General features: G+C 65.8%; 18 protein-coding genes and 1 pseudogene. 16 read left to right on the forward strand and 3 right to left on the reverse strand.

What is annotated here, in order from left to right:
- Positions 1-9: 9 nt before the first annotated feature.
- The 16 genes and pseudogenes from ACRWQA_RS09890 to ACRWQA_RS09965 form a co-directional block, all read left to right on the forward strand.
- A pseudogene (locus tag ACRWQA_RS09890) lies at positions 10-594 on the forward strand (acyltransferase); the annotation flags it as partial.
- A complete protein-coding gene (locus tag ACRWQA_RS09895) occupies positions 589-1,731 on the forward strand; it encodes a DegT/DnrJ/EryC1/StrS family aminotransferase (RefSeq protein ID WP_434227702.1) in 1,143 nt (380 codons plus the stop codon). The pseudogene ACRWQA_RS09890 and the gene ACRWQA_RS09895, both read left to right, overlap by 6 nt.
- 25 nt (positions 1,732-1,756) lie before the next feature.
- Positions 1,757-3,202 carry a lipopolysaccharide biosynthesis protein gene (locus ACRWQA_RS09900; protein ID WP_434227437.1) on the forward strand — a complete coding sequence of 482 codons (1,446 nt, stop codon included), beginning with the start codon at positions 1,757-1,759 and terminating at the stop codon, positions 3,200-3,202.
- Entirely contained in the window at positions 3,199-4,830 is a 1,632-nt protein-coding gene (locus ACRWQA_RS09905) for an asparagine synthase-related protein (protein WP_434227439.1), read from the forward strand. The genes ACRWQA_RS09900 and ACRWQA_RS09905 overlap by 4 nt, the downstream gene beginning before the upstream one ends.
- On the forward strand, positions 4,827-5,483 hold the full coding sequence (locus ACRWQA_RS09910) for a GNAT family N-acetyltransferase (RefSeq protein ID WP_434227441.1): 657 nt from the start codon (positions 4,827-4,829) through the stop codon (positions 5,481-5,483). The genes ACRWQA_RS09905 and ACRWQA_RS09910 overlap by 4 nt, the downstream gene beginning before the upstream one ends.
- A complete protein-coding gene (locus ACRWQA_RS09915) occupies positions 5,480-6,406 on the forward strand; it encodes a GNAT family N-acetyltransferase (protein ID WP_263580038.1) in 927 nt (308 codons plus the stop codon). Before ACRWQA_RS09910 ends, ACRWQA_RS09915 begins: the two co-directional genes overlap by 4 nt.
- Before the next feature lie 5 nt (positions 6,407-6,411).
- Positions 6,412-7,860, forward strand: a complete 1,449-nt coding sequence (locus ACRWQA_RS09920) for a polysaccharide deacetylase family protein (protein WP_434227443.1) — start codon at positions 6,412-6,414, stop codon at positions 7,858-7,860.
- Positions 7,861-7,879: 19 nt separating this feature from the next.
- On the forward strand, positions 7,880-9,226 hold the full coding sequence (locus tag ACRWQA_RS09925; protein ID WP_434227445.1) for a hypothetical protein: 1,347 nt from the start codon (positions 7,880-7,882) through the stop codon (positions 9,224-9,226).
- Positions 9,186-10,304, forward strand: a complete 1,119-nt coding sequence (locus ACRWQA_RS09930; RefSeq protein WP_434227447.1) for a glycosyltransferase family 4 protein — start codon at positions 9,186-9,188, stop codon at positions 10,302-10,304. The genes ACRWQA_RS09925 and ACRWQA_RS09930 overlap by 41 nt, the downstream gene beginning before the upstream one ends.
- 11 nt (positions 10,305-10,315) lie before the next feature.
- Positions 10,316-11,566, forward strand: coding sequence for a glycosyltransferase family 4 protein (locus tag ACRWQA_RS09935; protein ID WP_434227448.1), 1,251 nt, complete (start codon positions 10,316-10,318; stop codon positions 11,564-11,566).
- Positions 11,563-12,162, forward strand: coding sequence for a sugar transferase (locus ACRWQA_RS09940; protein WP_434227450.1), 600 nt, complete (start codon positions 11,563-11,565; stop codon positions 12,160-12,162). Before ACRWQA_RS09935 ends, ACRWQA_RS09940 begins: the two co-directional genes overlap by 4 nt.
- The gene (locus tag ACRWQA_RS09945) at positions 12,155-12,868 is read left to right on the forward strand and encodes an acetyltransferase (RefSeq protein ID WP_263580032.1); all 714 of its coding nucleotides are present in this window, start codon (positions 12,155-12,157) and stop codon (positions 12,866-12,868) included. The genes ACRWQA_RS09940 and ACRWQA_RS09945 overlap by 8 nt, the downstream gene beginning before the upstream one ends.
- Positions 12,868-14,049, forward strand: a complete 1,182-nt coding sequence (locus ACRWQA_RS09950; protein WP_434227451.1) for a DegT/DnrJ/EryC1/StrS family aminotransferase — start codon at positions 12,868-12,870, stop codon at positions 14,047-14,049. The genes ACRWQA_RS09945 and ACRWQA_RS09950 overlap by 1 nt, the downstream gene beginning before the upstream one ends.
- Positions 14,050-14,098: 49 nt before the next feature.
- Entirely contained in the window at positions 14,099-16,066 is a 1,968-nt protein-coding gene (locus ACRWQA_RS09955) for a polysaccharide biosynthesis protein (protein ID WP_434227453.1), read from the forward strand.
- A gap of 140 nt (positions 16,067-16,206) precedes the next feature.
- Positions 16,207-18,057, forward strand: a complete 1,851-nt coding sequence (gene glmS, locus ACRWQA_RS09960; protein WP_434227455.1) for a glutamine--fructose-6-phosphate transaminase (isomerizing) — start codon at positions 16,207-16,209, stop codon at positions 18,055-18,057.
- A 138-nt stretch (positions 18,058-18,195) separates the two neighbouring features.
- On the forward strand, positions 18,196-19,470 hold the full coding sequence (locus ACRWQA_RS09965) for an O-antigen ligase family protein (RefSeq protein ID WP_434227457.1): 1,275 nt from the start codon (positions 18,196-18,198) through the stop codon (positions 19,468-19,470).
- Between the two features lie 11 nt (positions 19,471-19,481).
- Here ACRWQA_RS09965 and ACRWQA_RS09970 read toward each other — a convergent pair whose 3' ends face one another.
- The 3 genes from ACRWQA_RS09970 to yihG are packed head-to-tail and all read right to left on the reverse strand — an operon-like array spanning position 19,482 to position 21,872.
- Complete coding sequence (locus ACRWQA_RS09970; RefSeq protein ID WP_434227458.1) at positions 19,482-20,072, reverse strand: alpha-ketoglutarate-dependent dioxygenase AlkB family protein; 591 nt, start codon at positions 20,070-20,072, stop codon at positions 19,482-19,484.
- Positions 20,073-20,100: 28 nt separating this feature from the next.
- Positions 20,101-21,054, reverse strand: coding sequence for a LysM peptidoglycan-binding domain-containing protein (locus ACRWQA_RS09975; RefSeq protein WP_434227460.1), 954 nt, complete (start codon positions 21,052-21,054; stop codon positions 20,101-20,103).
- The gene (gene yihG, locus ACRWQA_RS09980; RefSeq protein WP_263580025.1) at positions 21,003-21,872 is read right to left on the reverse strand and encodes a 1-acylglycerol-3-phosphate O-acyltransferase, YihG family; all 870 of its coding nucleotides are present in this window, start codon (positions 21,870-21,872) and stop codon (positions 21,003-21,005) included. Before yihG ends, ACRWQA_RS09975 begins: the two co-directional genes overlap by 52 nt.
- Between the last annotated feature and the right edge of the window lie 70 nt (positions 21,873-21,942).

Below are 21,942 nucleotides of genomic sequence, written 5' to 3' on the forward strand. Positions count from 1 at the left end.
GACAGCCCAATGCTCGATAACCGTTACCCCGGCGTACAGATCCATCCCAGTGCCATCGTCGACGACGGTGCCGAGATCGGCGAATCGTCCCGCGTCTGGCATTTCGTTCACGTCTGTGGTGGTGCTCGCATCGGACGTGGCGTCTCGCTGGGACAGAACGTCTTCGTCGGCAACCGCGTCGTCATCGGCGATCGCTGCAAGGTGCAGAACAACGTCTCGGTGTATGACAACGTCACGCTCGAGGCGGGCGTCTTCTGCGGCCCGAGCATGGTCTTCACCAACGTCTACAATCCGCGCTCGCTGGTCGAGCGCAAGGATCAGTACCGCGACACCCTGGTACGCGAGGGTGCGACCCTCGGGGCCAACTGCACCATCGTCTGCGGAGTGACCGTGGGGCGTCATGCGTTCATCGGCGCCGGCGCGGTGATCAATCGCGACGTGCCCGATTTCGCCTTGATGCTGGGGGTTCCCGCCCGCCAGCAGGGCTGGATGAGCCGTCACGGCGAGCGTCTCGACTTGCCGCTGGAGGGAGAGGGCGAAGTGGTCTGCCCTCACACCGGCGATCGCTATCGGCTCGAAGGGAGCACCCTGAGCTGCACCCCCGCGCAGGAAGGCTCCACCTCCGACGCCAAGGACACCCGTCGCCTGGACTTCATCGATCTCAAGGCACAGCAGGTGCGCATTCGCGAGCGCATCAACGCCGGCATCCGCAACGTGCTGGAGCACGGCAAGTATATTCTCGGCCCCGAAGTGGACGAGCTCGAGGCGCGCCTGGCCGACTATGCCGGCGTGCGCCATTGCATCACCTGTGCCAACGGTACCGACGCTCTGCAGATCGCCCAGATGGCATTGGGGATCGCTCCAGGGGACGAGGTCATCACCCCGGGTTTCACCTATATCGCCACTGCCGAGACCGTGGCCCTGCTCGGGGCACGGCCCGTCTACGTCGACGTCGACCCGCGCACCTACCTGCTCGACCCGGCGAAGCTCGAGGCCGCCATCACGCCGCGCACCCGTGCGATCATCCCGGTATCGCTCTACGGCCAGTGCGCCGACATGGATGCCATCAACGAGATCGCCGCTCGACACGGCATCCCGGTGATCGAGGATGCGGCTCAAAGCTTCGGCGCCACCTATCGCGGCCGGCGCTCCTGCAGCCTGTCGCAAATTGCCACGACTTCGTTCTTCCCCAGCAAGCCGCTGGGCTGCTACGGCGACGGCGGAGCCCTGTTCACCGATGACGACGAACTGGCCAAGGTGCTGCGTCAGATCGCCCGTCACGGTCAGGGACGGCGTTACTACCACGTCAGGATCGGCGTCAACAGCCGCCTGGACACGCTGCAGGCCGCGATCCTGCTGCCCAAGCTCGACATCCTCGACGAGGAGCTCAGGCTGCGCGAGCAGGTCGCCGAGCGCTATGGTCGCCTGCTGCGTGCGCACGGCTTCGCGTCGCCCCATGTCGAGCCCCACAACACCAGTGCCTATGCCCAGTACACGGTGGAAGTGGATGACCGCGAGGTGGTGATCGCACGGCTGGCAGAGGCCGGCATTCCTACCGCCGTTCATTACCCGATCCCGCTCAACAAGCAGCCGGCGGTGGCCGACCCCGGCGTCGACCTGCCGGTCGGCAATGCGGCCTCGCGTCGGGTGGTCAGCCTGCCGATGCATCCGTACCTCACGGCCGAAGATCAGGAGCGCATCGTCACGGCGCTCGGGGAAGCGGTGGCCTGAGCCAGCTGTCAGGGAGAGACATCACGTGCTGAATCGGCTCGTCATACCGGCAAGACGTCTGCTACCGACCCAGGGGTTCGCCCGTGGGGTCAGTGTATTGGTAGGTGGCACGGCGGGGGCGCAACTGCTGACAATCGCCGCGGCACCGCTGCTGACCCGGCTGTATACCCCGGAGGATTTCGGTTTGCTGGCAGTATACGGCGGCCTGCTGGCGCTGTTCACCGTGGTGGCCAGTGGTCGCTATCAATTGGCGATACCGCTGCCGGAGACGGAGCGCGAGGCGGCCGAGGTGCTGGCGTTGAGCCTGGCGGTGGTGGCCTTTACCACCCTGGTCGCGCTGCTGCTGGTGCTGCTGGGGGGAAGGGCGTTGGCCGAGGCGCTGGGCGTGCCGTCGCTCAGCCCTTGGCTGTGGCTGCTGCCGCTGGGCGTCGCGTTCGCCGGGGGCTACCAGGCGGTCAGCCACTGGGCAGTACGCACGCGCGCATTCACCGCGCTGGCCTCGACGAGGATCAAGCAGTCGCTGGCCCTGCTGGCGATTCAGCTCGTGGCAAGCCCTCTGGGCGGGGGCGGGCTCTTGCTCGGCCATGCCGCGGGCCAGGGGGCCGGCACGTTGACACTGGCGCGCCCGGCGCTGCGCGCCGTCGGCCAGCATCGTGTCACCGCGGCCGGCGCCTGGGCGGCGGCGCGTCGCTACCGCAAGTTTCCGCTGTTCTCCTCCTGGTCGGGGCTGTTCAACACCCTCGGCAAGCAACTCCCGCCGCTGCTCTTCGCCGCGCTGTTCAGCCCCGTGGCTGCGGGTCTCTATGCCCTGGCGCATCGCGTGCTGGCGATGCCCATGACATTGATCGGCGAAGCCGTGGGCAAGGTGTTCTTCTCCAGCGCCGCCGAGGCGCACCGGCGGGGCGAGCTGGGCCCGCTGGTGGCTAAGGTGCACGCCACGCTGGCGCAGATCGCCATGCCGCCGGCGATCGTCCTGGTGGCGATTGGCCCGGACCTGTTCGCCCTGGTCTTCGGCGAGCGCTGGCGCGAGGCCGGTGAGTTCGCTCGCTGGATGGCGCCCTGGCTCTACCTGGTGTTCATCACCTCGCCGCTGAGCCATCTGTTCTCGGTGATGGAGCGCCAGGGCCAGGGCCTGGCGTTCCAGGCGCTGCTGCTCGGCGTGCGCGTGGCGGCCATCGCCATCGGCGCCGCCCTGGATGATCTGCTGCTGACGGTGGCGTTGTTCTCGCTGGGCAGTGCCGCCTGCTGGGTCGGCTTCCTGGTCTGGATCGCTCACTTGACCGACAACCGGCCGCGAATCATGGCGATATCCACGCTCTCGGCGTTGGGGTGGGGGCTGGCACTGCTGGCGCCACTACTCGTCGTCGAGTGGCTGGCTCCCGCGTGGCTGCCATGGAACGCCGCGCTGCTGCTCAGCGCCGCTCTGGTGGGATTGCGTTATTTCCTCCTGTTCCGAAGGGCCTACCAATGAGTTCGATACATTGTCATTTTTCTTCCTCGCGCTGGCAGGAGTGCGAGCTGCCGGACGGACGTGGTCATGTCTGCGGCAGCGTGTGGCTCGACGGGCAGCGCCTGTCGCCGGGCTCCGCCCTGAAGCAGTTGGAACTGGCCGACGACATCGGTGCCTGGCGCCAGCACATGGGGGAACTCAACGGTTTTCACGCCCTCGTGCGCCGCACGGGGAACGGCATGGTGGCAGCCGTGGATCGCGTGCGCTCGATTCCGCTGTTTTATGGCATGCGCGGCAACGAGTGCTATCTCAGCGACGATGCCGACTGGGTACGCCAGCGGACCGACGAGACGCAGGTCGACGATGAGGCCACGGCCGATTTCGAGTTGGCCGGCTATGTCACAGGCCGCGACACGCTGTTTCGCCGCGTCAAGCAGCTGCGCGCCGGCGAGGCGCTGATCGTGGGCGATTCCGGCCAGGGCCTGGACCTGTCATTGGAGCGCTATTACCGCTTCGACTATCACGCCGTGGCGGAGCGTGACGACAGCCGCCGCCTGGCCCGGCTCGAGGAAGTCCTCGATGCCGCTTGCGATCAACTGGTCAAGACAGCCAACGGGCGCCAGATCGTGGTGCCGCTCAGCGGGGGCTATGACTCGCGCTTGATCGCCACGCTGCTGGCGCGCTGCCAATACCCGCGCGTGCTGACCTACGCCTATGGATATCGCGACAATCATGAGGCCAAGGTGAGCCGGGAGGTGGCCCGTGCCCTGGGGCTGCCGTGGACCTTCATCGAATACAGCCAGGAGGCGTGGAGCCGCGTTGCCGATAGCAAGGAGTACTGGCGCTACCAGCGGTGGTCCTCGGGTTGGAACGGCATCGCCAACATGCAGGATTGGCTGGCGGTCAAGCTGCTGACGGAACAGGGCAAGGTCGAGCCGGGCTCGCTGTTCGTACCCGGTCACTGCTGCGTGACCGGCTTCGTGCCGCCGAGCGTCTTCGAGGCCAAGCGGGCAGGGCAAACGATGCCGCCAGGCGAGCTGGCCGAAGCGCTTCGCCAGCGTCATTTCACGCTCAATGCCAGCGATGAGGGCGATGCGCTCTTTCGCGAGCGCGTACTGCCTCGCCTGGCCCTCGACTACCCGCTGGACGAGGCCCTGGAGCCCGATGAATTCATCCGTCAGTTCGTGCTGTTCGGCTGGCAGGAGCGCCAGGCCAAGTTCATCGTCAACTCCGTGCGCAGCTTCGAGTTCTTCGGCCATGACTGGTCGATGCCGCTCTACGACCGCGACTTCATGGCCTTCTGGCAGTCGGTGCCGAACCATTGGCTGGAGAGCCGTTCCGGCTACGTCTCCTTCGTCGAGGAGCTCTTCGCCGAGGTCAGCGGTCATCAGGCTCCGCTGGGCAACGCCGCGCAGCAGTCCCGACAAAGCCTGCGCGCTCGCCTGAGCCGCCTGGCGGCCTTCCGGCGCGGCCCCGGGGCAAGCGTCAAGCGCCTGGCAAAGCGGCTGATGCCGGGGCTGGCACGCGGCAACACACTGGCTTCCACCGGGCGCTTCCCTCCTGAAGCCCTGGAGCGCCTGCGCTCACAGGGGTATTCGCATAACGGAGTGGCGGCGCAGCTGTTTCTCGAGAGGTTCTGTCGATCATGAACGTCAACGCACCGAGTCGATACCTGCGCGTCGCTCTCGAAGCGTTCGCGTCGATCGCTCGCAACCTGCGCCGCTCACGGGGATTCGCCACCGTGCCGCTGCGCCACTACAACGGCTACCGGCTGTGCGCCATGCGACGGGCGCATCTGGACGGGGCGCTGGCACTGTACGCCAAGCTGCACGATGGCAGGGCGATGGACTTGCCCCGGCGCTGGCTGTATCGCCTGGCGGGGAATCGCCTCGGCGTGGTGGCCCTCGACACCCAGGACCGCGTCGTGGGAGCGGCCTTCTATGGCTTCAGTCGTCGTGACCTGCTCGAGGGCAGGGTGCACTCGAGCTTCAGTGGGGTAGATCCGGCCCACCGCGGGCAAGGGCTCGCCACCGAGCTGCGGCGTACGGCCATTCTGCATTTCCGTGCCAACGGAGTGCGGGGCTACTCCTCACGGATCTCGGCGGACAATGTTGCCTCGCTCAAGCCCAGCCTGCGTCTCGGCTTCCGCATTGCCGAGCGCTACCACGATCCGATCAGCGGCGAGCTGCGCTACTACCTGGTGTGCGACTTCGACGACGACTACCTGGATGACGCGACGCAGGGCCAGACCCCGGAACCCCAACCGCAGCCTCCGGAGACGGAAAGGAAAGCCGTACCATGATGAACGATCCCCTGTTCCATCCCGGATGGATCCGGTTCAACGAGCAACGCTGGGGCCTGACGGCCGAGCCATTGGCCTTCACGCCCGACAAGGGTGACGGCTGGCGGCTCGATACCGTGCTCTACCGCAACCACCATGGCCGCTTGGTGACGCCGCCGCGCAATCCTCACCTGCCGATCGACTTCCAGTGTGCCAGTGAGCGGCCCGCCGCACGCAACCGGCGCAAGCGCCTGGCCCTGACACGCCTGGCCGAGTACCTGCAACAGTGCGAATTCGGCGGCAGTCTGAGCCTCTCCTCGGTGGCGGACGACGTGCGGCCCTTCGAGTGGGCCAACATGGCGGCGCGTCCGCGCTTCACCTATCACCTCGACATCGCCACACGCGAGGAAGCCATCGACCCCAACGCGCGCAAGAAGGCACGCAAGTGCGGCCGGCTCGGCTATCACTGCGAGGTCACCGAGGACTACCACGCGGTGGCCGACTGCCTGGCGGGCCCGGAAGCGCGCAAGGGCTTCGACTATCGCCTCGACGCGGCGGAGCTCGCGCGTCTGGCCGAGCTGATGGGGCCGGAGCATTTCGTCTGCTTCCTGGCGCGCAACGCCGAGGGTGAGGCGATGGGGACACGAGTCTGTCTGTTCATGCCTGGTGGCCATGCCCTGGCATGGTCGGCGGGCATGAAGACAGAAGCCATGAAGGATGGCGTCAACAACCTGGTCGCCGAGGAGGCATTGAATTTCTTCGAGCGTCAGGGGTGCACCGTCTTCGACTTCATCGGCGCCAATATTGCGCCGGTGGCGGAGATGAAAGAGGCATGGGGCGGGCGACTGGTCTGCCACTACACGATCAGCCAACGAGGCATTCGTCAGCTGGCGCGTGAGGCGTACGTTACGGCCCGCACACTGATGAAGAGGGAATCCAAGTGAATGACATGACTGCACTTTACGATCGGAATTCCCATGCGGGGCCGAACGCCTCGCTGAAACCGTCCTGCGTGCCGGGTAACCTGTCCGTCGTCACGCCGACCGCAACCTCGGGTGAGCCGGTGCTTGTCTGGCTGGAGCGGATCCTGCTGGAACGCTTCGGGCTGCCGTTGCAACTGGAACGCGATGGGCCGGAACGGCTCTATCTGCGCCACGCCGAGGCGCCGGGGCATATCCTTTTCGACTGTCTGCAGCCGGAGTTCTACCTGACCGGCGGGGATCTGCCGCACTGCCAGTGGGATGCGACGACCGAGGGGTTTCGAACGCCCCTCGATCTGCCGTTGCCGGCGCCGGGGGCCGCCAGCCTGCCGCAGCCGCTGGTCGAGCCGGTAGCGGGAGGGCTGGCTATTCACTACGACATCCTCGGCCTGACCTACTGGATGTTGTCGCGGCAGGAGGAGGTCGATGCCCAGGTACTCGACCGCCACGGTCGCTTTCCTGCCAGCGCCTCTCATGCCGGTCGCCACGGCTATCTGGACAGACCCGTAGTCGATGAATGGCTGGCAGTGCTTGGGCAGGTCATCCAGCGCCAGTGGCCGCAGGTAGAGCTGCGCCGGCATATGTTCACGCAGCGTGCGACCCACGATGTCGACCGACCCAGCCGCTATGGATTTGCCCGCGACATCAAGCTGGCGCGGGTCATGCTGGGCGATGTCCTGCTTCATCGCCGCCCACAGGCACTGGTGGTGGGGCCCTGGATTCGGCTGTGTACCCGCCGTCGGCTGCATTCGCTGGATCCGCTCAACACCTTCGACTGGCTGATGGATGTCTCCGAGCGTCACGGCCTGAGCAGTGCCTTCTACTTCATCTGCGGCCGAACCGACCCGCGCAAGGACGCCGACTACGAGCCGGAGCATCCGGCCATACGTCATCTCATGCGGCGCATGCACGAGCGCGGCCATGAGATCGGCCTGCACCCCAGCTATCACACTTTCCGCAACCCCAAGGAGTTGGCCAACGAGGCCGGGCGCCTGCGGCGTGTATGCGCCGAGGAGGGTATCGAACAGGCGCAGTGGGGCGGGCGCATGCATTACCTGCGCTGGCAGATGCCGTTGACACTGCAGGGGTACGCACAGGCCGGACTGGACTACGACACCACACTGGGTTACGCCGAAGCGCCCGGGTTCCGCTGTGGCACCTGCTTCGACTACCCGGCCTTCGACCCGGTCAAGGGTGAGTCGTTGGCGCTGCGCATCCGGCCGCTGATCGCCATGGAGGCGTCGGTGATCTCACCGCTCTACCTGGGGCTCGGCACGGGTGAGGAGGCGTTCGAGTGCTTCAGCAGGATAAAGGCGCGCTGCCGTGCCGTGGGTGGCGTCTTCACCCTGCTGTGGCACAACTCGGAACTGACAACGTCGGCCCAGCGCGAGCTCTACGAGCGCGTGCTGGCCGACTGAGCGACGCAGGGATATCGGCATGGTCCTGTCCGGTGATGCGCTGACGACACGCGTCTCAGCCATCGGTTTCTTCGTGCTGTTCCCGGGGTTCATCCTCTATCACACCCTGGTGGCGATGGGGGTGATCCCGGCATTGCTGGGCGGCCTGTTCGGGGTGGTGTCGGTGCTGATGTTCATCGTCTACTGCGCGCTGTTGCCGTCCCAGCTGTACCTCCTGCTGACCTCGACGCGTGGCTATGCACTGGTGACGTTGTTCTTCTTCGTCTATGTGCTGCTGTGGTCGGTGGCCAACTACGGCTTGATTGGAGGCAGCGTGATGCAGGCGGCGCTGACCCAGACCGTCGAGACGCTGGTGCTGTGGCTGGTGCTGTTCATGTTGGGCTATCGCGTCCCGCTTGCTTCGCCGCGGTTGGCGCGCGCCTTCTGGATCGCCTTCGTCCTGATCGCCGGCTATCTGATCTTCCATGTTGCCACCACCGGCCAGTGGATGTTCTTCGCCCGACGCATGATCGAGGCCGAGATAGAGGGTGACAGCGTCTCTACCTATCAGGGCTATGCTCGCAGCGCCCTGGTACTGCTGCTGTTTCTGATAGCGGTCAGCGAACGGGCCATGGTGCGTGCCGTTCTGATCGTGCTCGGGGCCTTCGTCATGTTCGTGCTGGGTGCGCGCTCGGAGCTGTACGCCTTCCTCTCGCTTTCGGCGCTGCTGCTGATGCTATGGGCGGGCATGAGCGTCAAGTACATGATCACCCTGCTAGCAGTGGTCGCCGCCCTGATCGCGCTGGTGGTGAGCCAGTTCGAGGCTCTGGCCGGCAGTCGTCAGTTGCAGATCTTCGACTTGTCGGGAACCAGTTCGTGGCTGGCGCGCCAGAACCTGGGTCAGCGTGCCGTGGAGCAGATCCTCGACAGCCCGTTGCTGGGTCGCTTCGGCGGGCATATCGCTTCGGCGCAAGTGACCGGCGGCTATGCCCACAGCATGCTCTCCGCCTGGGTCAATTACGGGCTGCTGGGCTTCATTCTCTATATCGGCCTGACGCTCTTCGCCTTTGTCGGTGCCGGCTACCGCTTGCTCTTCGTTGGCGATCGCGCCGCCAGGTGGGTGTTCGCCTTTTCCATCAATTTCGTCTGCCTGCTGCTGATGGTGTTGGCCAAGCCGGTGTTCTGGCCGCTGCCGGCGCTCGGCTGGGGCGCCTTCGCCAATGCCATTGTCGCTAGCCGTCAGGAGCGCGACGACGATGATACGCAGCCGGCCGGCACGGACGACTCCCATCATGACGAACCGGGGCAGCCTGACGCTGCAAGGGATATACAAGGACGCAACGATAATGAAAGTGGTACACCTGACTTCCGCCCATCCGCGCTATGACACTCGCATCTTTCACAAGCAGTGCCGGTCGCTGGCCGCCGAGGGTTATCCGGTGACGCTGGTCGTCGCGGATGGTGAGGGAGACGAGGAGCGGGATGGAGTATCCATCGTCGATGTCGGGCATTTACCCGGGCGCCTCAATCGTGTCGTGAAAACCACGCGTCGCGTCTTTGAGCGGGCCAGGCAACTGGATGCCGATCTCTATCACCTGCACGATCCCGAGCTGATGCCGGTGGGGCGGCGTCTCAAGCGGCTGGGCAAGCACGTGGTCTACGACGCCCACGAGGACCTGCCGCGCCAGATGCTGGCCAAGCACTATCTGGGCAAGGTCACGCGGCAAGTGCTTTCGCGCGGCGTCGATGCCTACCAGCGGCGAATCTGCCGCCATTTCGACGTCATCGTCGCGGCGACACCCTACATTCGCGATCGCTTCAGCGAGTTCCATCCCGAGGTCGTGGACGTCAACAACTTTCCCATGCTTGGCGAACTCGGCGGTGCGCTCGAAGCACGCCTGACCGGCGATGCGGGCGAAGCCCTGGCGGTCTGCTATGTCGGTGGCATCGCCGAGGTTCGCGGCATTCGCGAAATCGTACGGGCGATGGAGAGGGTCGAGCCGGGGTGCCGGCTACAGATCGCCGGTGATTTCAAGACGCTCGCCCTGGAGCAGGAGGTGATGACTTACGCCGGCTGGGCGCGGGTCGAGGCGCACGGCTACCTAGATCGAGCCGGCGTGCGCCGGGTCATGGCCAGTTCGGTTGCCGGCCTGGTCACGCTCCATCCCATCATCAACTACCTCGATGCTCTGCCGGTGAAGATGTTCGAGTACATGAGCGCCGGGCTGCCGGTGATCGCCTCGAACTTTCCGCTCTGGCGCGAGATCGTCGAAGGCAGCGACTGCGGGTTGTGCGTCGACCCTCTCGATCCCGCCGCGATCGCGGAGGCCATCGATTACATCGTGACCCATCCCGAGCGTGCTCGTGAGATGGGCAAGAACGGCCAGCGGGCCGTGATCGAGCGTTACAACTGGCAGCAGGAGGAACGCAAGCTGCTGGACACCTACAACGCCCTTTCCCGCTGACCGAGGACTGCATGAGACACGTCTGGATCCTGAATCACTATGCCAAGCACCCCGATGCGGCCGGCGGGGCCCGTCATTATCAACTCGCCCGGCACCTGCCGGCACACGGCTGGAGCGCCACGTTGATCGCCTCCAGCGTCGATCACCCCAGCGGTGAGCAGCGGCTCGCTAGCGACGAGGCCTGGCGGCAGGAGACCTGCGGCGACGTGCGCTTCCTGTGGCTGCGCACCTCCAGCTACCGCGGCAACGGCGGCGGACGAATGAAGAACATGCTGGAGTACACCTGGCAGGCGTTGAGACCGTCGCGCCTGGCCGGGCTCGAACGTCCCGACCTGATCATCGGCTCGAGCGTGCATCCCTTCGCGGCCCTGGCCGGCTGGTGGTTGGCGCGTCGCCATCGAGTGCCGTTCGTGTTCGAGGTGCGCGACCTGTGGCCTCAGACCCTGATCGACATGGGGCGGTTGCGGGAAGGTGCGGCGATGACACGAGGGCTTCGCGCGCTGGAAGCCTTCCTCTATCGTCGCGCGCGCCGTGTGCTCACCTTGTTGCCGCGGGCGGTGGACTACATCGCCCCGTTGGGCGTGCCCGAGGAGCGTGTGGTGTGGCTCTCCAACGGGGTCGATCTCGCCGAGTTTCCCGAGCCCGATCCGCCCGCTCCACGACCACCCGAAATGCCTTTATCGCTGATGTACTTCGGCAGCCATGGCGATGCCAACGGGCTCTCCGACCTGCTGGAGGCCATGGCGATCGTCAAGGAGGACTGCCGCAATGGCGAGGTGCCGGTGCAGCTTCGCCTGATCGGCGACGGGCCGGCCAAGCAGGCGCTGATGCGTCAGGCCAGTGGGCTCGGGCTGGATGGGCGCTGGATACGCTTCGAGCCGCCGGTGTCCAAGCGAGAGATCCCGGCGCTGGCCCGCGAGGCCGATGCCTTCGTGATCACGGTGCGTGACCTGCCGCAGCTCTACCGCTTCGGTATCAGCATGAACAAGTTGTTCGACTACATGGCCGCCGCGCGTCCCGTGATCATCGCCTCGGCGGCGGTCAACGACCCGGTGGCCGAGGCTGGGGCCGGCATCACCGTTCCCCCCGAGGATCCGCTTGCGCTGGCCGAGGCGATCAAGCGTCTGGTGGCGCTGGCGCCGGAGGAGCGTGCCCGCATGGGACGGGCGGGGCGGACCCATATGGAAGCCGTATACGACTACCGGATCCTGGCCGAGCGCCTGGCCGGCATCATGAACGACGTCATGGATGAGAAGCAATGAAGCGACTGTTCGATATCGTGGTTTCCCTGGTGGCGCTGGTATTGCTCTCGCCGCTGATGCTCACGGTGGCGCTACTGGTGCGGCTGAGGCTCGGCTCCCCGGTGCTGTTCCGCCAGACCCGGCCAGGGCGTCACGGCCGCGCCTTCGAGATGATCAAGTTCCGCACCATGCGCGACGCCGTCGACCGCGACGGCAAGCCGCTGCCCGATGCGGCGCGCCTGACACCGCTTGGGCAACGGCTGCGTGCCAGCAGCCTCGATGAGCTGCCGGAGCTCTGGAACGTGCTCAAGGGCGACATGAGCCTGGTCGGCCCGCGTCCGCTGTTGATGGAGTACCTGCCGCTCTATACGCCACGCCAGGCCCGGCGTCACGAAGTCCGTCCGGGCGTGACCGGCTGGGCCCAGGTCAATGGCCGCAATGCGCTCTCCTGGGAGCAGAAGTTCGAACTCGACGCCTGGTACGTCGATCACCGCTCGCTGTGGCTCGACCTGCGCATCCTGCTGCTCACGGTGAAGAAAGTGCTGGTTCGCGAAGGCATCGCCCACGACGGCGATGTCGCCATGCCGAGGTTCCGCGGAGGTCATCATCATGAGTAATCGCCGTCGTCTCGCCATTCTCGGCGCCAGCGGCCACGGCAAGGTGGTGGCGGACATTGCCATCCAGGCCGGCTGGCAGGACCTGGTCTTCTTCGACGATGCTTGGCCGGAGAAGACGCGTCACGAGCACTGGGACGTGGTGGGTACCTTGCCGATGCTGCTTCACGACCTGGCGAACTTCGAAGGCGTGGTGGTGGCCATCGGCCATAACGCCATCCGCGAAGCCAAGCTCGACGCGTTGCTGTCGCAGGGGGCCAGGGTCGTCTCGCTGGTGCATCCACGCGCCACGGTCAGCCCGATGGCCCGTATCGGACCGGGGAGCGTGGTCATGGCCGGGGCGATCGTCAATGCCTTTGCCGAACTCGGCATGGGCACCATCGTCAACACCGCCGCCACCGTGGACCATGACTGCCGGCTGGGCGCCTGCGTGCACGTCTCCCCGGGGGCCAATGTGGCCGGCGACGTGGAGATCGGCCGTACCAGTTGGATCGGGGCCGGCGCAGTGGTGCGTCAAGGGGTCGCCATCGGCGAGGGCGTGATGGTGGGTGCCGGAGCGGCCGTGGTCTCCGACATCGATGGCCATCTCGTCGTGGCCGGCGTACCGGCACGGCCGCTGTCGCCAACGCAGAACGACGACGATGATCCGCCTCCCAACGCCTCGAACGTGCTGCGCTTCAACCTTATTTCACCGCAAGGAAGAACCTGATGCTCAACGGACCCTTTTCCCCGTGGCCTTGCTACACCCGCGAAGAGGCCGATGCGGCGGCCCGCGTGCTGCTCTCCAACCGGGTCAACTACTGGACCGGTGAGGAGTGCCGTCAATTCGAGCGGGAGTTTGCCCGCTTTGCCGGCAGCGAATACGCCATTGCCGTGGCCAACGGTACCGTGGCGCTTGACCTCGCCCTGCGCGGGTTGGGTATCGGCGAGGATCCGGCCGACGAAGTGATCGTCACGTCACGCACCTTCCTGGCCTCGGCTTCGAGCATCGTCACCTCTGGTGCCAGGCCGGTATTCGCCGATGTCGACCGGGACTCGCAGAACGTCACTGCCGCGAGCGTGGCCGAGAAGATCACTCCACGCACCCGGGCGATTGTCGCCGTGCACCTGGCCGGCTGGCCCTGCGAGATGGATGCGCTCATGGCCCTGGCCGAACGCCACGGGCTCTACGTGATCGAGGACTGCGCCCAGGCACATGGGGCGCGTTACCGGGGGCTCAGCGTTGGCAGTATCGGTCATGTCGGCTGCTGGTCATTCTGCCAGGACAAGATCATGACCACAGGTGGCGAGGGCGGCATGGTCACCACCAACGATTCCGGCCTGTGGCAGCGCATGTGGGCGTTCAAGGACCACGGCAAGAGCTGGGAGGCGGTGTACGAGCGCGAGCATCCGCCGGGCTTCCGCTGGCTGCACGAGAGTTTCGGCACCAACTGGCGGCTCACCGAGATGCAGGCGGCGATCGGTCGTATCCAGCTCGACCGCATGCCGCAATGGAAGGCCGCACGGCAGGCCAATGCGGGGCGCATCTGGCGGGCAGCGGCCAGATGCCCCGGCCTGCGCGTGCCCGAGCTGCCGCCTCATTGCGACCACGCGGCATACAAGTGTTACGTCTTCGTCGAACCCGAACGGCTGGGGCCGGGCTGGGATCGCGACCGCGTCATGGCCGAGGTCAATGCTGCCGGGGTGCCGTGTTTCTCGGGTTCCTGTTCGGAGGTGTATCGCGAGAAAGCCTTCGAGGGCACCGGCTGGCGCCCCGAAGAGCCTCTTCCCGTGGCTCGTGAACTGGGCGAGACCAGTCTGATGTTCCTCTGTCATCCGACGCTGACGGAGAGTGAGATCGCGCGAACCTGCGCGGTGCTCGAAGAGGTCATGGCACAGGCCAGCGCCTGAGGCTCGGAATCGGCGGGCGCGTCGGCGCCCGCGGTCATGGAGAGACGATATGCGAAATCTTCTGCAATCCCTGTTCCGCCTGCCAAGACGGCAGAAGCGCACCATCCAGTTGGTGGTCGACTGCGTGCTGATCGCGGCGAGCTTCCTGCTGGCCATGCTGCTGCGCCTGGAGGACTGGGCGCCGTTGGTGGAGGTGCGCACCTGGATGGCGCTGGTGGTCATGATCCCGCTGAGCCTGGCCATCTACATCCGCCTCGGCTTCTATCGCGCGGTGATCCGCTACCTGGGGCCCAAGGCGATCCGTGCCGTGGTGATCGGGGTCGTGGTGTCGGCGCTGTCGCTGCCGCTGGCGAGCTATCTCTTCGCCCTCGGGATTCCCCGCAGCGTGCCCTTCATCTACGCCATGCTGGCGCTGCTGACCATCGGTGGGGTGCGTTTCGGCCTGCGTGCCATCTATCTGCGCAGCCAGATTCGCCACAAGCCGCGCGTGGTCATCTACGGGGCCGGTTCCGCGGGGCGCCAACTGGCGGTGTCGCTCAGCCATGGCCAGGAGTACCTGCCGATCGCCTTCGTCGATGACGCCGTGAGCCTGCAGAACACCTACATCGAGGGGCTCAAGGTCTACCCGCCACGCCAGCTCGGGTACCTGTCCGACACCTATGGTGCCGAGCGGGTGCTGCTGGCGATGCCCAGCGTGAGCCGTGAACGCCGCCGCGAGATCCTCGCCGAGCTCGAGCCCCAGGGCTTCCCTGTCCAGACGATTCCCGGCGTGGCCGACATGGTGACCGGGCGCGCCAGGATAAGCGAGGTGCGCGACGTGGCGGTCGAGGACCTGCTCGGGCGCGATCCGGTGCCGCCCAACCCCACCCTGATGGATGCCAACATTCGCGACAAGGAAGTGCTGGTGACCGGGGCGGGAGGCTCCATCGGTTCCGAGCTCTGCCGCCAGCTCCTGCGTCACGGCCCCAAACGGTTGCTGCTGCTCGATATCTCCGAGTTTGCCCTCTACCGTATCGAACAGGAACTGCGCCGCATCGCCAAGGCTGAAGGGCTCGAGGTACGCATCGAGGCGCTGCTCGGTTCGGTGCAGCATTGCAAGCGCTTGACCGCGGTGATGAAGGCCTATGAGGTGCAGACCGTCTATCACGCGGCCGCCTACAAGCATGTACCGATGGTCGAACACAATGTGGTCGAGGGCGTGCAGAACAACGTCTTCGGCACGCTCTCTGCCGCTCGTGCGGCGATGGAGGCCGGGGTCGAGACCTTCGTGCTGGTGTCCACCGACAAGGCGGTACGACCGACCAACGTGATGGGTACCACCAAGCGTCTGGCCGAACTCGTCTGTCAGGCCTTTGCCCAGCACCAGGATGCCACGCGCTTCTGCATGGTGCGCTTCGGCAATGTGCTGGGCTCCAGCGGTTCGGTGGTGCCGCTGTTCCGCGAACAGATCCAGGCGGGCGGGCCGATTACCGTGACCCACCCGGACATTACCCGTTTCTTCATGACCATTCCCGAAGCCGCCCAACTGGTGATCCAGGCCGGCGCCATGGCGCGGGGCGGCGACGTCTTCGTGCTCGACATGGGGGAGCCGGTGCGCATCGCCGACCTGGCGCGCCAGATGGTGCGGTTGTCGGGGCTGAGGGTGCGCGACGAGTACAGCCCCGATGGCGATATCGCCATCGCCTACAGCGGCCTGCGCCCAGGCGAGAAGCTCTACGAGGAACTGCTGGTGGGCGACGATGTCTCGGCAACCTCGCACCCACGCATCATGACGGCCCAGGAAGTGTTCTGGGAGTGGCCGCGCCTTGAGGCCTATCTCGACCGCTTGTTCGAGGCGTGTCGCAACTTCCATCACGACGGCATTCGCAGCCTGCTGCTGGAAGCACCGACGGCGTACCGGCCGGAGGGGGAGATCGTCGACCTGGTATGGCTGGAGAAGCGCCGTCGCGAAGCACGGATGGCGGGCTCGAAGATGACGGTGACGCCGTTGCGACCGGTGTTGGAGCGGCACAAGTAGACAGCAGCATTCGATGACCAGCCGGCCTGGGATGGCCGCTGGCCGGCCCTCATCGCAGCCGGCGCATCGCACCGCGAATTCATTGCCTTAGCAAGTGCACCACGGCGCAAGGTCGTGGCACCGTTCATGGAGAAGAGAACATGTGTGGCATCGTAGCTGCTGTGGGGGCGGACAATGTCCTGCCCATCCTGATGGAAGGTCTCAAGCGCCTCGAATACCGAGGCTATGATTCAGCCGGTGTCGCTCTGGTTGAGGCTCCTGGCAAGCTGGGCCGTGCCCGGGAGGTGGGCAAGGTGGCGGCGCTGGAGCGACTGCTGTCGTCGTCGTCGCTGACAGGCATGACCGGGGTGGCCCACACCCGCTGGGCGACGCATGGCGAGCCCAGCCAGGACAACGCCCATCCTCACGTGTCGGGGCGTGTCGCCGTCGTGCACAACGGCATCATCGAGAATCACCACGCGCTCAAGACCGAACTCGCCGCCGACGGCTACGTTTTTACCTCCCAGACCGACACTGAGGTCGTGGCTCACCTGATCGAGCGTGAGCTGAAAGATCATGGGGAGCTGCTGATGGCGGTCGAGGCGGCGGTCGCGCGGCTCGAAGGTGCCTATGCCCTGGGCGTGATCGACGCCGACAGGCCCGATCGCGTCGTTGGCGCGCGTCACGGCAGTCCGCTCGTGGTGGGCATCGGCGAGCAGGGCTGCTACCTGGGGTCCGACCCGCTGGCGTTGCTCACGGTGACCGATCGCTTCGTCTATCTGGAGGATGGCGATCTGGTGGAAGCTACGCGGGAAGGCTGCGTCGTGCATGGGCTCGACGCAGCGGGACGGCGCGCTCCGGTGATTCGCGAAGTGCTGCGCTACGAGCACGACGATCAGGCGGTCGGAAAAGGGGAATTCGAACACTACATGCTCAAGGAGATCCATGAACAGCCGGTCGCCGTGGCCAACGCTCTGGAAGGGCGGCTGGGCAGCGATCAAGTGCTGATCGAGGCTTTCGGTCCCCAGGCGCGCCAGCTCCTCGGCAAGACCCGTCAGATCCATCTCGTCGCCTGCGGTACCAGCTATCATGCCGGCATGGTGGCACGCTACTGGATCGAAGCGTTGGCCGGTGTGCCGTGCCAGGTGGAGATCGCTTCGGAATACCGCTATCGCGACGTGGTCGCTCCCCCGGGCACGCTGCTGCTGACCCTGTCGCAATCGGGTGAAACGGCCGACACCCTGGCCGCCCTTCGCCACGCGCGCAAGCGCCAGGGCGACAACTACGTCGGGGCGCTGGCGATCTGCAACGTGCCGGGCAGCTCGCTGGTGCGCGAATCCGACCTCAGCCTGATGACTCATGCCGGCCCCGAGATCGGCGTGGCTTCGACCAAGGCCTTCACGACCCAATTGACCTCACTGATGCTGGTAACGCTGGCACTGCGCCAACTGCGTGGCGGCGATCAGGACCTGACGGCCAAGTTGGTGCATCGCCTGCGCTATCTGCCGACACTGCTGGGCGACACGCTGCAGCTCGATGCCGAGATCGCGGCTCTGGCTCCGCGCTTCGTCGACTATCGCCATACGCTGTTCCTGGGGCGCGGTGCGCAGATGCCGATCGCCCTGGAAGGGGCGCTGAAGCTCAAGGAGATCTCCTACATCCATGCCGAGGCCTATCCCGCCGGAGAGCTCAAGCATGGCCCCCTGGCGCTGATCGACAACAGCATGCCGGTGGTTGCACTGGCGCCGAAGGATGAGCTGATCGACAAGCTAAAGTCCAACCTGCAGGAGGTGCGCGCACGTGGCGGCCAACTGCTGGTGTTTGCCGATCCCGAGAGCGGCCTGGAGCAGGAGGAGGGCATGACGGTGGTCAAGGTGCCTGGATGCTGCCGCTTCCTGGCCCCCATCGTCTACACCTTGCCACTGCAGCTGCTGGCTTATCATGTGGCCGTAGCACGCGATACCGATGTCGACCAGCCGCGTAACCTGGCCAAGTCCGTCACCGTCGAGTGAGAGAGCAAGGGAACCGTTCGGGGGGCGTCGACTCCACTATTCTATGAGAGGTGTTTTTCAGTACGGCGCCAGGGGAGCCAGGAGGGCAGTTCCTCCGGGCGTCGTTGACGGCAGCGTATCAACGGATGAGCCATTGCCATGATCGAAGAAAATTCCTGTCGACCGCTCCCCAGGGCCATGTCGCGTAACTTCAAGGGGCTGTGTCAGGCCTGGCTGTCGGCGCTGGCCATGCTTACCCTGGGGGCGTCGATGCTGGTGCTGCCGTGGGGGGTTCTCGTCGTTGTGCCACTGCTGTTACTGACGGCAGCCTGGCTTGGCGAAGAGGGGCAGGTCGATGCATTTCCGCGGCGCGAGGATCTGCTGCTCGTGGCCGCCATGGGCCTGCAGGGCCTGATTTGGGCCGGCATGCTCTGGCTACACGGCGAAGGGGCCTCAGGGTTGTTCAATGCCTGGCCCTTCGCCCTTGCCGTGGTCGCCCTGATGGCATTCGCCAGGGTCAGGGTTCCTGCCACCTGGCTATGGGCCGGCCTGGCGCTGAGCAGCCTGGCGGCGAGCACTTGGGCGCTCTGGCAGCGCGTGATCGAGGGTACGGCGCGAGCCAACGGCCACGAGCCGCTGCACGCCATCCTGTTCGGCAACCTGGGGCTGTTGATGGGGCTGCTGTGCTTCGCGGGTTTGAGCTGGTCGTTTGCCCGCCGTGAGCGCTGGCCCTGGTCGTTGCTGTTGATCGTCGGTGGCCTGGCGGGCCTGCTCACCTCGGCCTTGTCCGGTTCACGTGGAGGCTGGATCGGGCTGCCGTTGGCCATCTGGGTGCTCTATCGGGGACACGGTCGCCGACTGTCCTTGGGCTGGCGGGTCACCTTGGTGGCGGCCTTGATGGCGCTGCTGGGTAGCCTGTATGCCATGCCGCAGACCGGCGTGGCCACGCGGGTCGACAACGCGGTCAACAGCCTTCGACAGTACGTGGCGGGCGATGACGAGATGACCTCGGTCAGTGCCCGGCTGGAGATGTGGCGGGGCTCTTCGCAACTGATACTGGAGCGCCCGTTGCTTGGCTGGGGCGCCAAGGGCTACCAGACCGCCATGCGCGAGCGCGGCGCAGAAGGGGTGCAGGACCCGGCACTTGGGCGCTTCTGGCACGCCCATAACGATATTCTCGATGCCTGGGTCAAGCGAGGGGTGCCGGGGCTGCTGGCCTTGCTGGCGCTCTATTTCACCCCGCTGTGGCTGTTCGCTCGCGGTGTCGGTGCGGGTTCGGGCGAACAACGAGCACTGGCGGTGGCGGGTACCCTGGTGCCGGTCGCCTTCATCGACTTCGGCCTGACTTACAGCTTCCTCACATATCCTGTCGGCGGGCTGGTATATGCCCTGCTGATCACGATTCTGTGGGGACTCTATCGCCAGGCGCGCTGAGTCTGGCCTCACTATCGCTCGGCAAGCGGCAAGACGCGGCGAAAGGTGAGGCTGATGCGCAGCCCGGGGATGCGTCGGGGCAGCAGGGCGTGTTGCAGGCTCGCCTGGCAGCCGGGCCCCATCAACAACAGGCTGTCATGGGGTAGCCAGACGTTGAAGGGTTCGCCGTTGCCTTGCTTCCAGCGAAATCGCAGCGGCCGTTCGCTGCCCAGCGTTACGGCGGCGATGACGGGGGCCTGGCCGAGTTCGGGTTCATCGTCGCTGTGCCAGCCCATGCGTTCGTCACCGTCGGCATAGCGGTTGAGCAGAACACTGTTGAAGTCGGCGGCGATACCCTGTGATGCCAGCAGGGTGCGGATTCGCTCGCGTATGTCGGCGACATCCGGGTGCCAGTCCTGCGGCTGGAAATCACGTCCCGAATAGCGATAACGCGCCTCGGGCTCACCCATCCATACCTGACGCCGGGGAATCGGATGCTCGCGTCCGTACAGGCGCAGGCTGGGGCGCTGCCAATCGAGCTCTGCGTCCAGCCTGGCCAAGGCCTCGCTGGCCGCAGGTTCGCCGAGGACGCCCCGGTAGCGAGACAGCGGTGGCTCCGCCAAGAGTCGTTCCCATGCCGATGTCATGGCACTAACGCAGCACGCGCCGGGGGTCGATCGGCTTGCCGCCGAGCCGCATGTCGAACAGCAGGTCGAAGCGCTCCGTGGCATTGCTGAAGCCGACTTCACAGAGCGGTGTGCCACGAGCGACACGTGCGCCATCGTCTACCAGCAGCGTATCGCACAAGGCATAGACGCTCTGCAGATTGTCGGCATGGTGCACGATCACCACGCGACCGAGCTGGCGCATGCTGCCGGTGAAGCGTACGTCTCCGTCGGCGACGGCCTTGGCTCGAGCGCCTCGGTTGGTGGCCAGTAGCATCGGCTGCAGGGTGCCATGGATATCCGTGCCGTAGGCGCGCACGATGCGGTAGTCGTCCAGCGGCCAGGGCCAGTTGCGCGCCGAGTTCGGCACCGCACTGGGCGCGGGCGGTGGCGTGGCGGTGCGCGCCGGAGCGCTGGTCGAGTTGCCGCTCGAGCGGTTGCCCGAACTGCTCGGGGTCGATGCCGCCACTGCGGTAGCACCGCGCAGGGGCACCTGAATGACCTGGCCCACACGCAGCCGGGTCGGTTCGACTCCGGGATTGGCCGACTGGATCCGCGCCGGCGTGGTGCCAAAGCGCCGGGCAACCGCCGAATAGGTATCGCCGGGTCGGATCTGGTAGCGATAGGGGCCGCCGGACGGTGCGCGTTCCTGCTGTGACGGTATCAACAAGCGCTGGCCGACGGCCAGCCGGCTGGGGTTGACGTCGGGATTGAAGCGCTGCAACCGGGCGAGCGGCACGTCGGCGCGGGCAGCGATGCTGCCGAGAGTGTCGCCGCGCTGTACCACGACCCAATTGCCGGCGATGCCGGCATCACCGCTGCGCTGGACCTCGCCACCAGGGGAGGCACAGCCGGCGAGCGACAGCAACGTCAGTACGCAAATCAGTGTCAGCGCGATGTGAGCGCCTGGTCTTTTTCCTGCCACAGGGCGTTGAGCCATGAGTGGAAGCGTTCCTTGTAGTGCGGGTCGTCATGGTAGCGACTGTCGAGCATCCAGCCCGGTACCTCGAGACGGCGAGCCTCGAGCGTTATCGATCCTTCGCGTCCGCACAAGAAGCCCCAGAAGGTCGGGTCCGGGTTTGCATAGTGCAACGTGACGTCGAGGATACCGTCGAGCTGGTCGCCGAGCTGACTCAGCACCTGCGCGACACCGCCGGCCTTGGGGCGAAGCAGGTGGCGGAAGGGGCTATTTTGCGCGTCGCGCTTGGCCGGGGTAAATCGCGTGCCTTCAACGAAGTTGAAGATGGCCAGCGGCATTTCTCGGGCGCGCTCGCACATGCGCTCTGTCGCCTTGCGATCGATGTGCGCAAGCCGTGGGTTGCGTTCGACCTGCTCGCGGCTGTAGCGGCGCATGAAGGGAAACTCGAGTGCCCACCAGGCCAGCCCCACGATGGGGATCCAGATCAGTTGCTGCTTGAGGAAGAAGCGCGGCATCGGTATGCGCCGATGCAGGACCATGAGCAGCATGAAGATGTCGGTCCAACTGCGGTGATTGGAGATCACCAACCAGCGCTGATCGGGCGACAACCCTTCGGGCAGGGTTACGCTGAGCTCGGGCTGCAGCCAGTGGCGCATCCACCACAAATTGCAGCCGATCCAGTTCAGGGCAACGCCATTGAGCCCGCGCAGTACGACCAGGCGCAGGGTACGTGTCGGCGTGATCAGCTTGAGCAAGGTCAACAGGATCAGGGGAACCGACCAGAACAGGGTGGTGATCACCAGTAGCAGTACGCTGACGAGCCCTCTCAGGGTCGACATTCCTGACTCCTCGACATAGCGACAACGACGTCGTGACATTTCTTGACGATAGCCGCACATGCTAATGGAT

The sequence above is a fragment of the Billgrantia sp. C5P2 genome (genome assembly GCF_051062895.2).

Excerpts from the sequence above, each read along its gene's own strand:
- ACRWQA_RS09905 (WP_434227439.1), top strand. The coding sequence starts at position 3,199 with ATGAGTTCGATACATTGTCATTTTTCTTCCTCGCGCTGGCAGGAGTGC.
- ACRWQA_RS09910 (WP_434227441.1), top strand. The coding sequence starts at position 4,827 with ATGAACGTCAACGCACCGAGTCGATACCTGCGCGTCGCTCTCGAAGCG.
- ACRWQA_RS09915 (WP_263580038.1), top strand. The coding sequence starts at position 5,480 with ATGATGAACGATCCCCTGTTCCATCCCGGATGGATCCGGTTCAACGAG.
- ACRWQA_RS09920 (WP_434227443.1), top strand. The coding sequence starts at position 6,412 with ATGACTGCACTTTACGATCGGAATTCCCATGCGGGGCCGAACGCCTCG.
- ACRWQA_RS09925 (WP_434227445.1), top strand. The coding sequence starts at position 7,880 with ATGGTCCTGTCCGGTGATGCGCTGACGACACGCGTCTCAGCCATCGGT.
- ACRWQA_RS09930 (WP_434227447.1), top strand. The coding sequence starts at position 9,186 with ATGAAAGTGGTACACCTGACTTCCGCCCATCCGCGCTATGACACTCGC.
- ACRWQA_RS09935 (WP_434227448.1), top strand. The coding sequence starts at position 10,316 with ATGAGACACGTCTGGATCCTGAATCACTATGCCAAGCACCCCGATGCG.
- ACRWQA_RS09940 (WP_434227450.1), top strand. The coding sequence starts at position 11,563 with ATGAAGCGACTGTTCGATATCGTGGTTTCCCTGGTGGCGCTGGTATTG.
- ACRWQA_RS09945 (WP_263580032.1), top strand. The coding sequence starts at position 12,155 with ATGAGTAATCGCCGTCGTCTCGCCATTCTCGGCGCCAGCGGCCACGGC.
- ACRWQA_RS09950 (WP_434227451.1), top strand. The coding sequence starts at position 12,868 with ATGCTCAACGGACCCTTTTCCCCGTGGCCTTGCTACACCCGCGAAGAG.
- ACRWQA_RS09955 (WP_434227453.1), top strand. The coding sequence starts at position 14,099 with ATGCGAAATCTTCTGCAATCCCTGTTCCGCCTGCCAAGACGGCAGAAG.
- glmS (WP_434227455.1), top strand. The coding sequence starts at position 16,207 with ATGTGTGGCATCGTAGCTGCTGTGGGGGCGGACAATGTCCTGCCCATC.
- ACRWQA_RS09965 (WP_434227457.1), top strand. The coding sequence starts at position 18,196 with ATGATCGAAGAAAATTCCTGTCGACCGCTCCCCAGGGCCATGTCGCGT.
- ACRWQA_RS09975 (WP_434227460.1), bottom strand. The coding sequence starts at position 21,054 with ATGGCTCAACGCCCTGTGGCAGGAAAAAGACCAGGCGCTCACATCGCG.
- yihG (WP_263580025.1), bottom strand. The coding sequence starts at position 21,872 with ATGTCGACCCTGAGAGGGCTCGTCAGCGTACTGCTACTGGTGATCACC.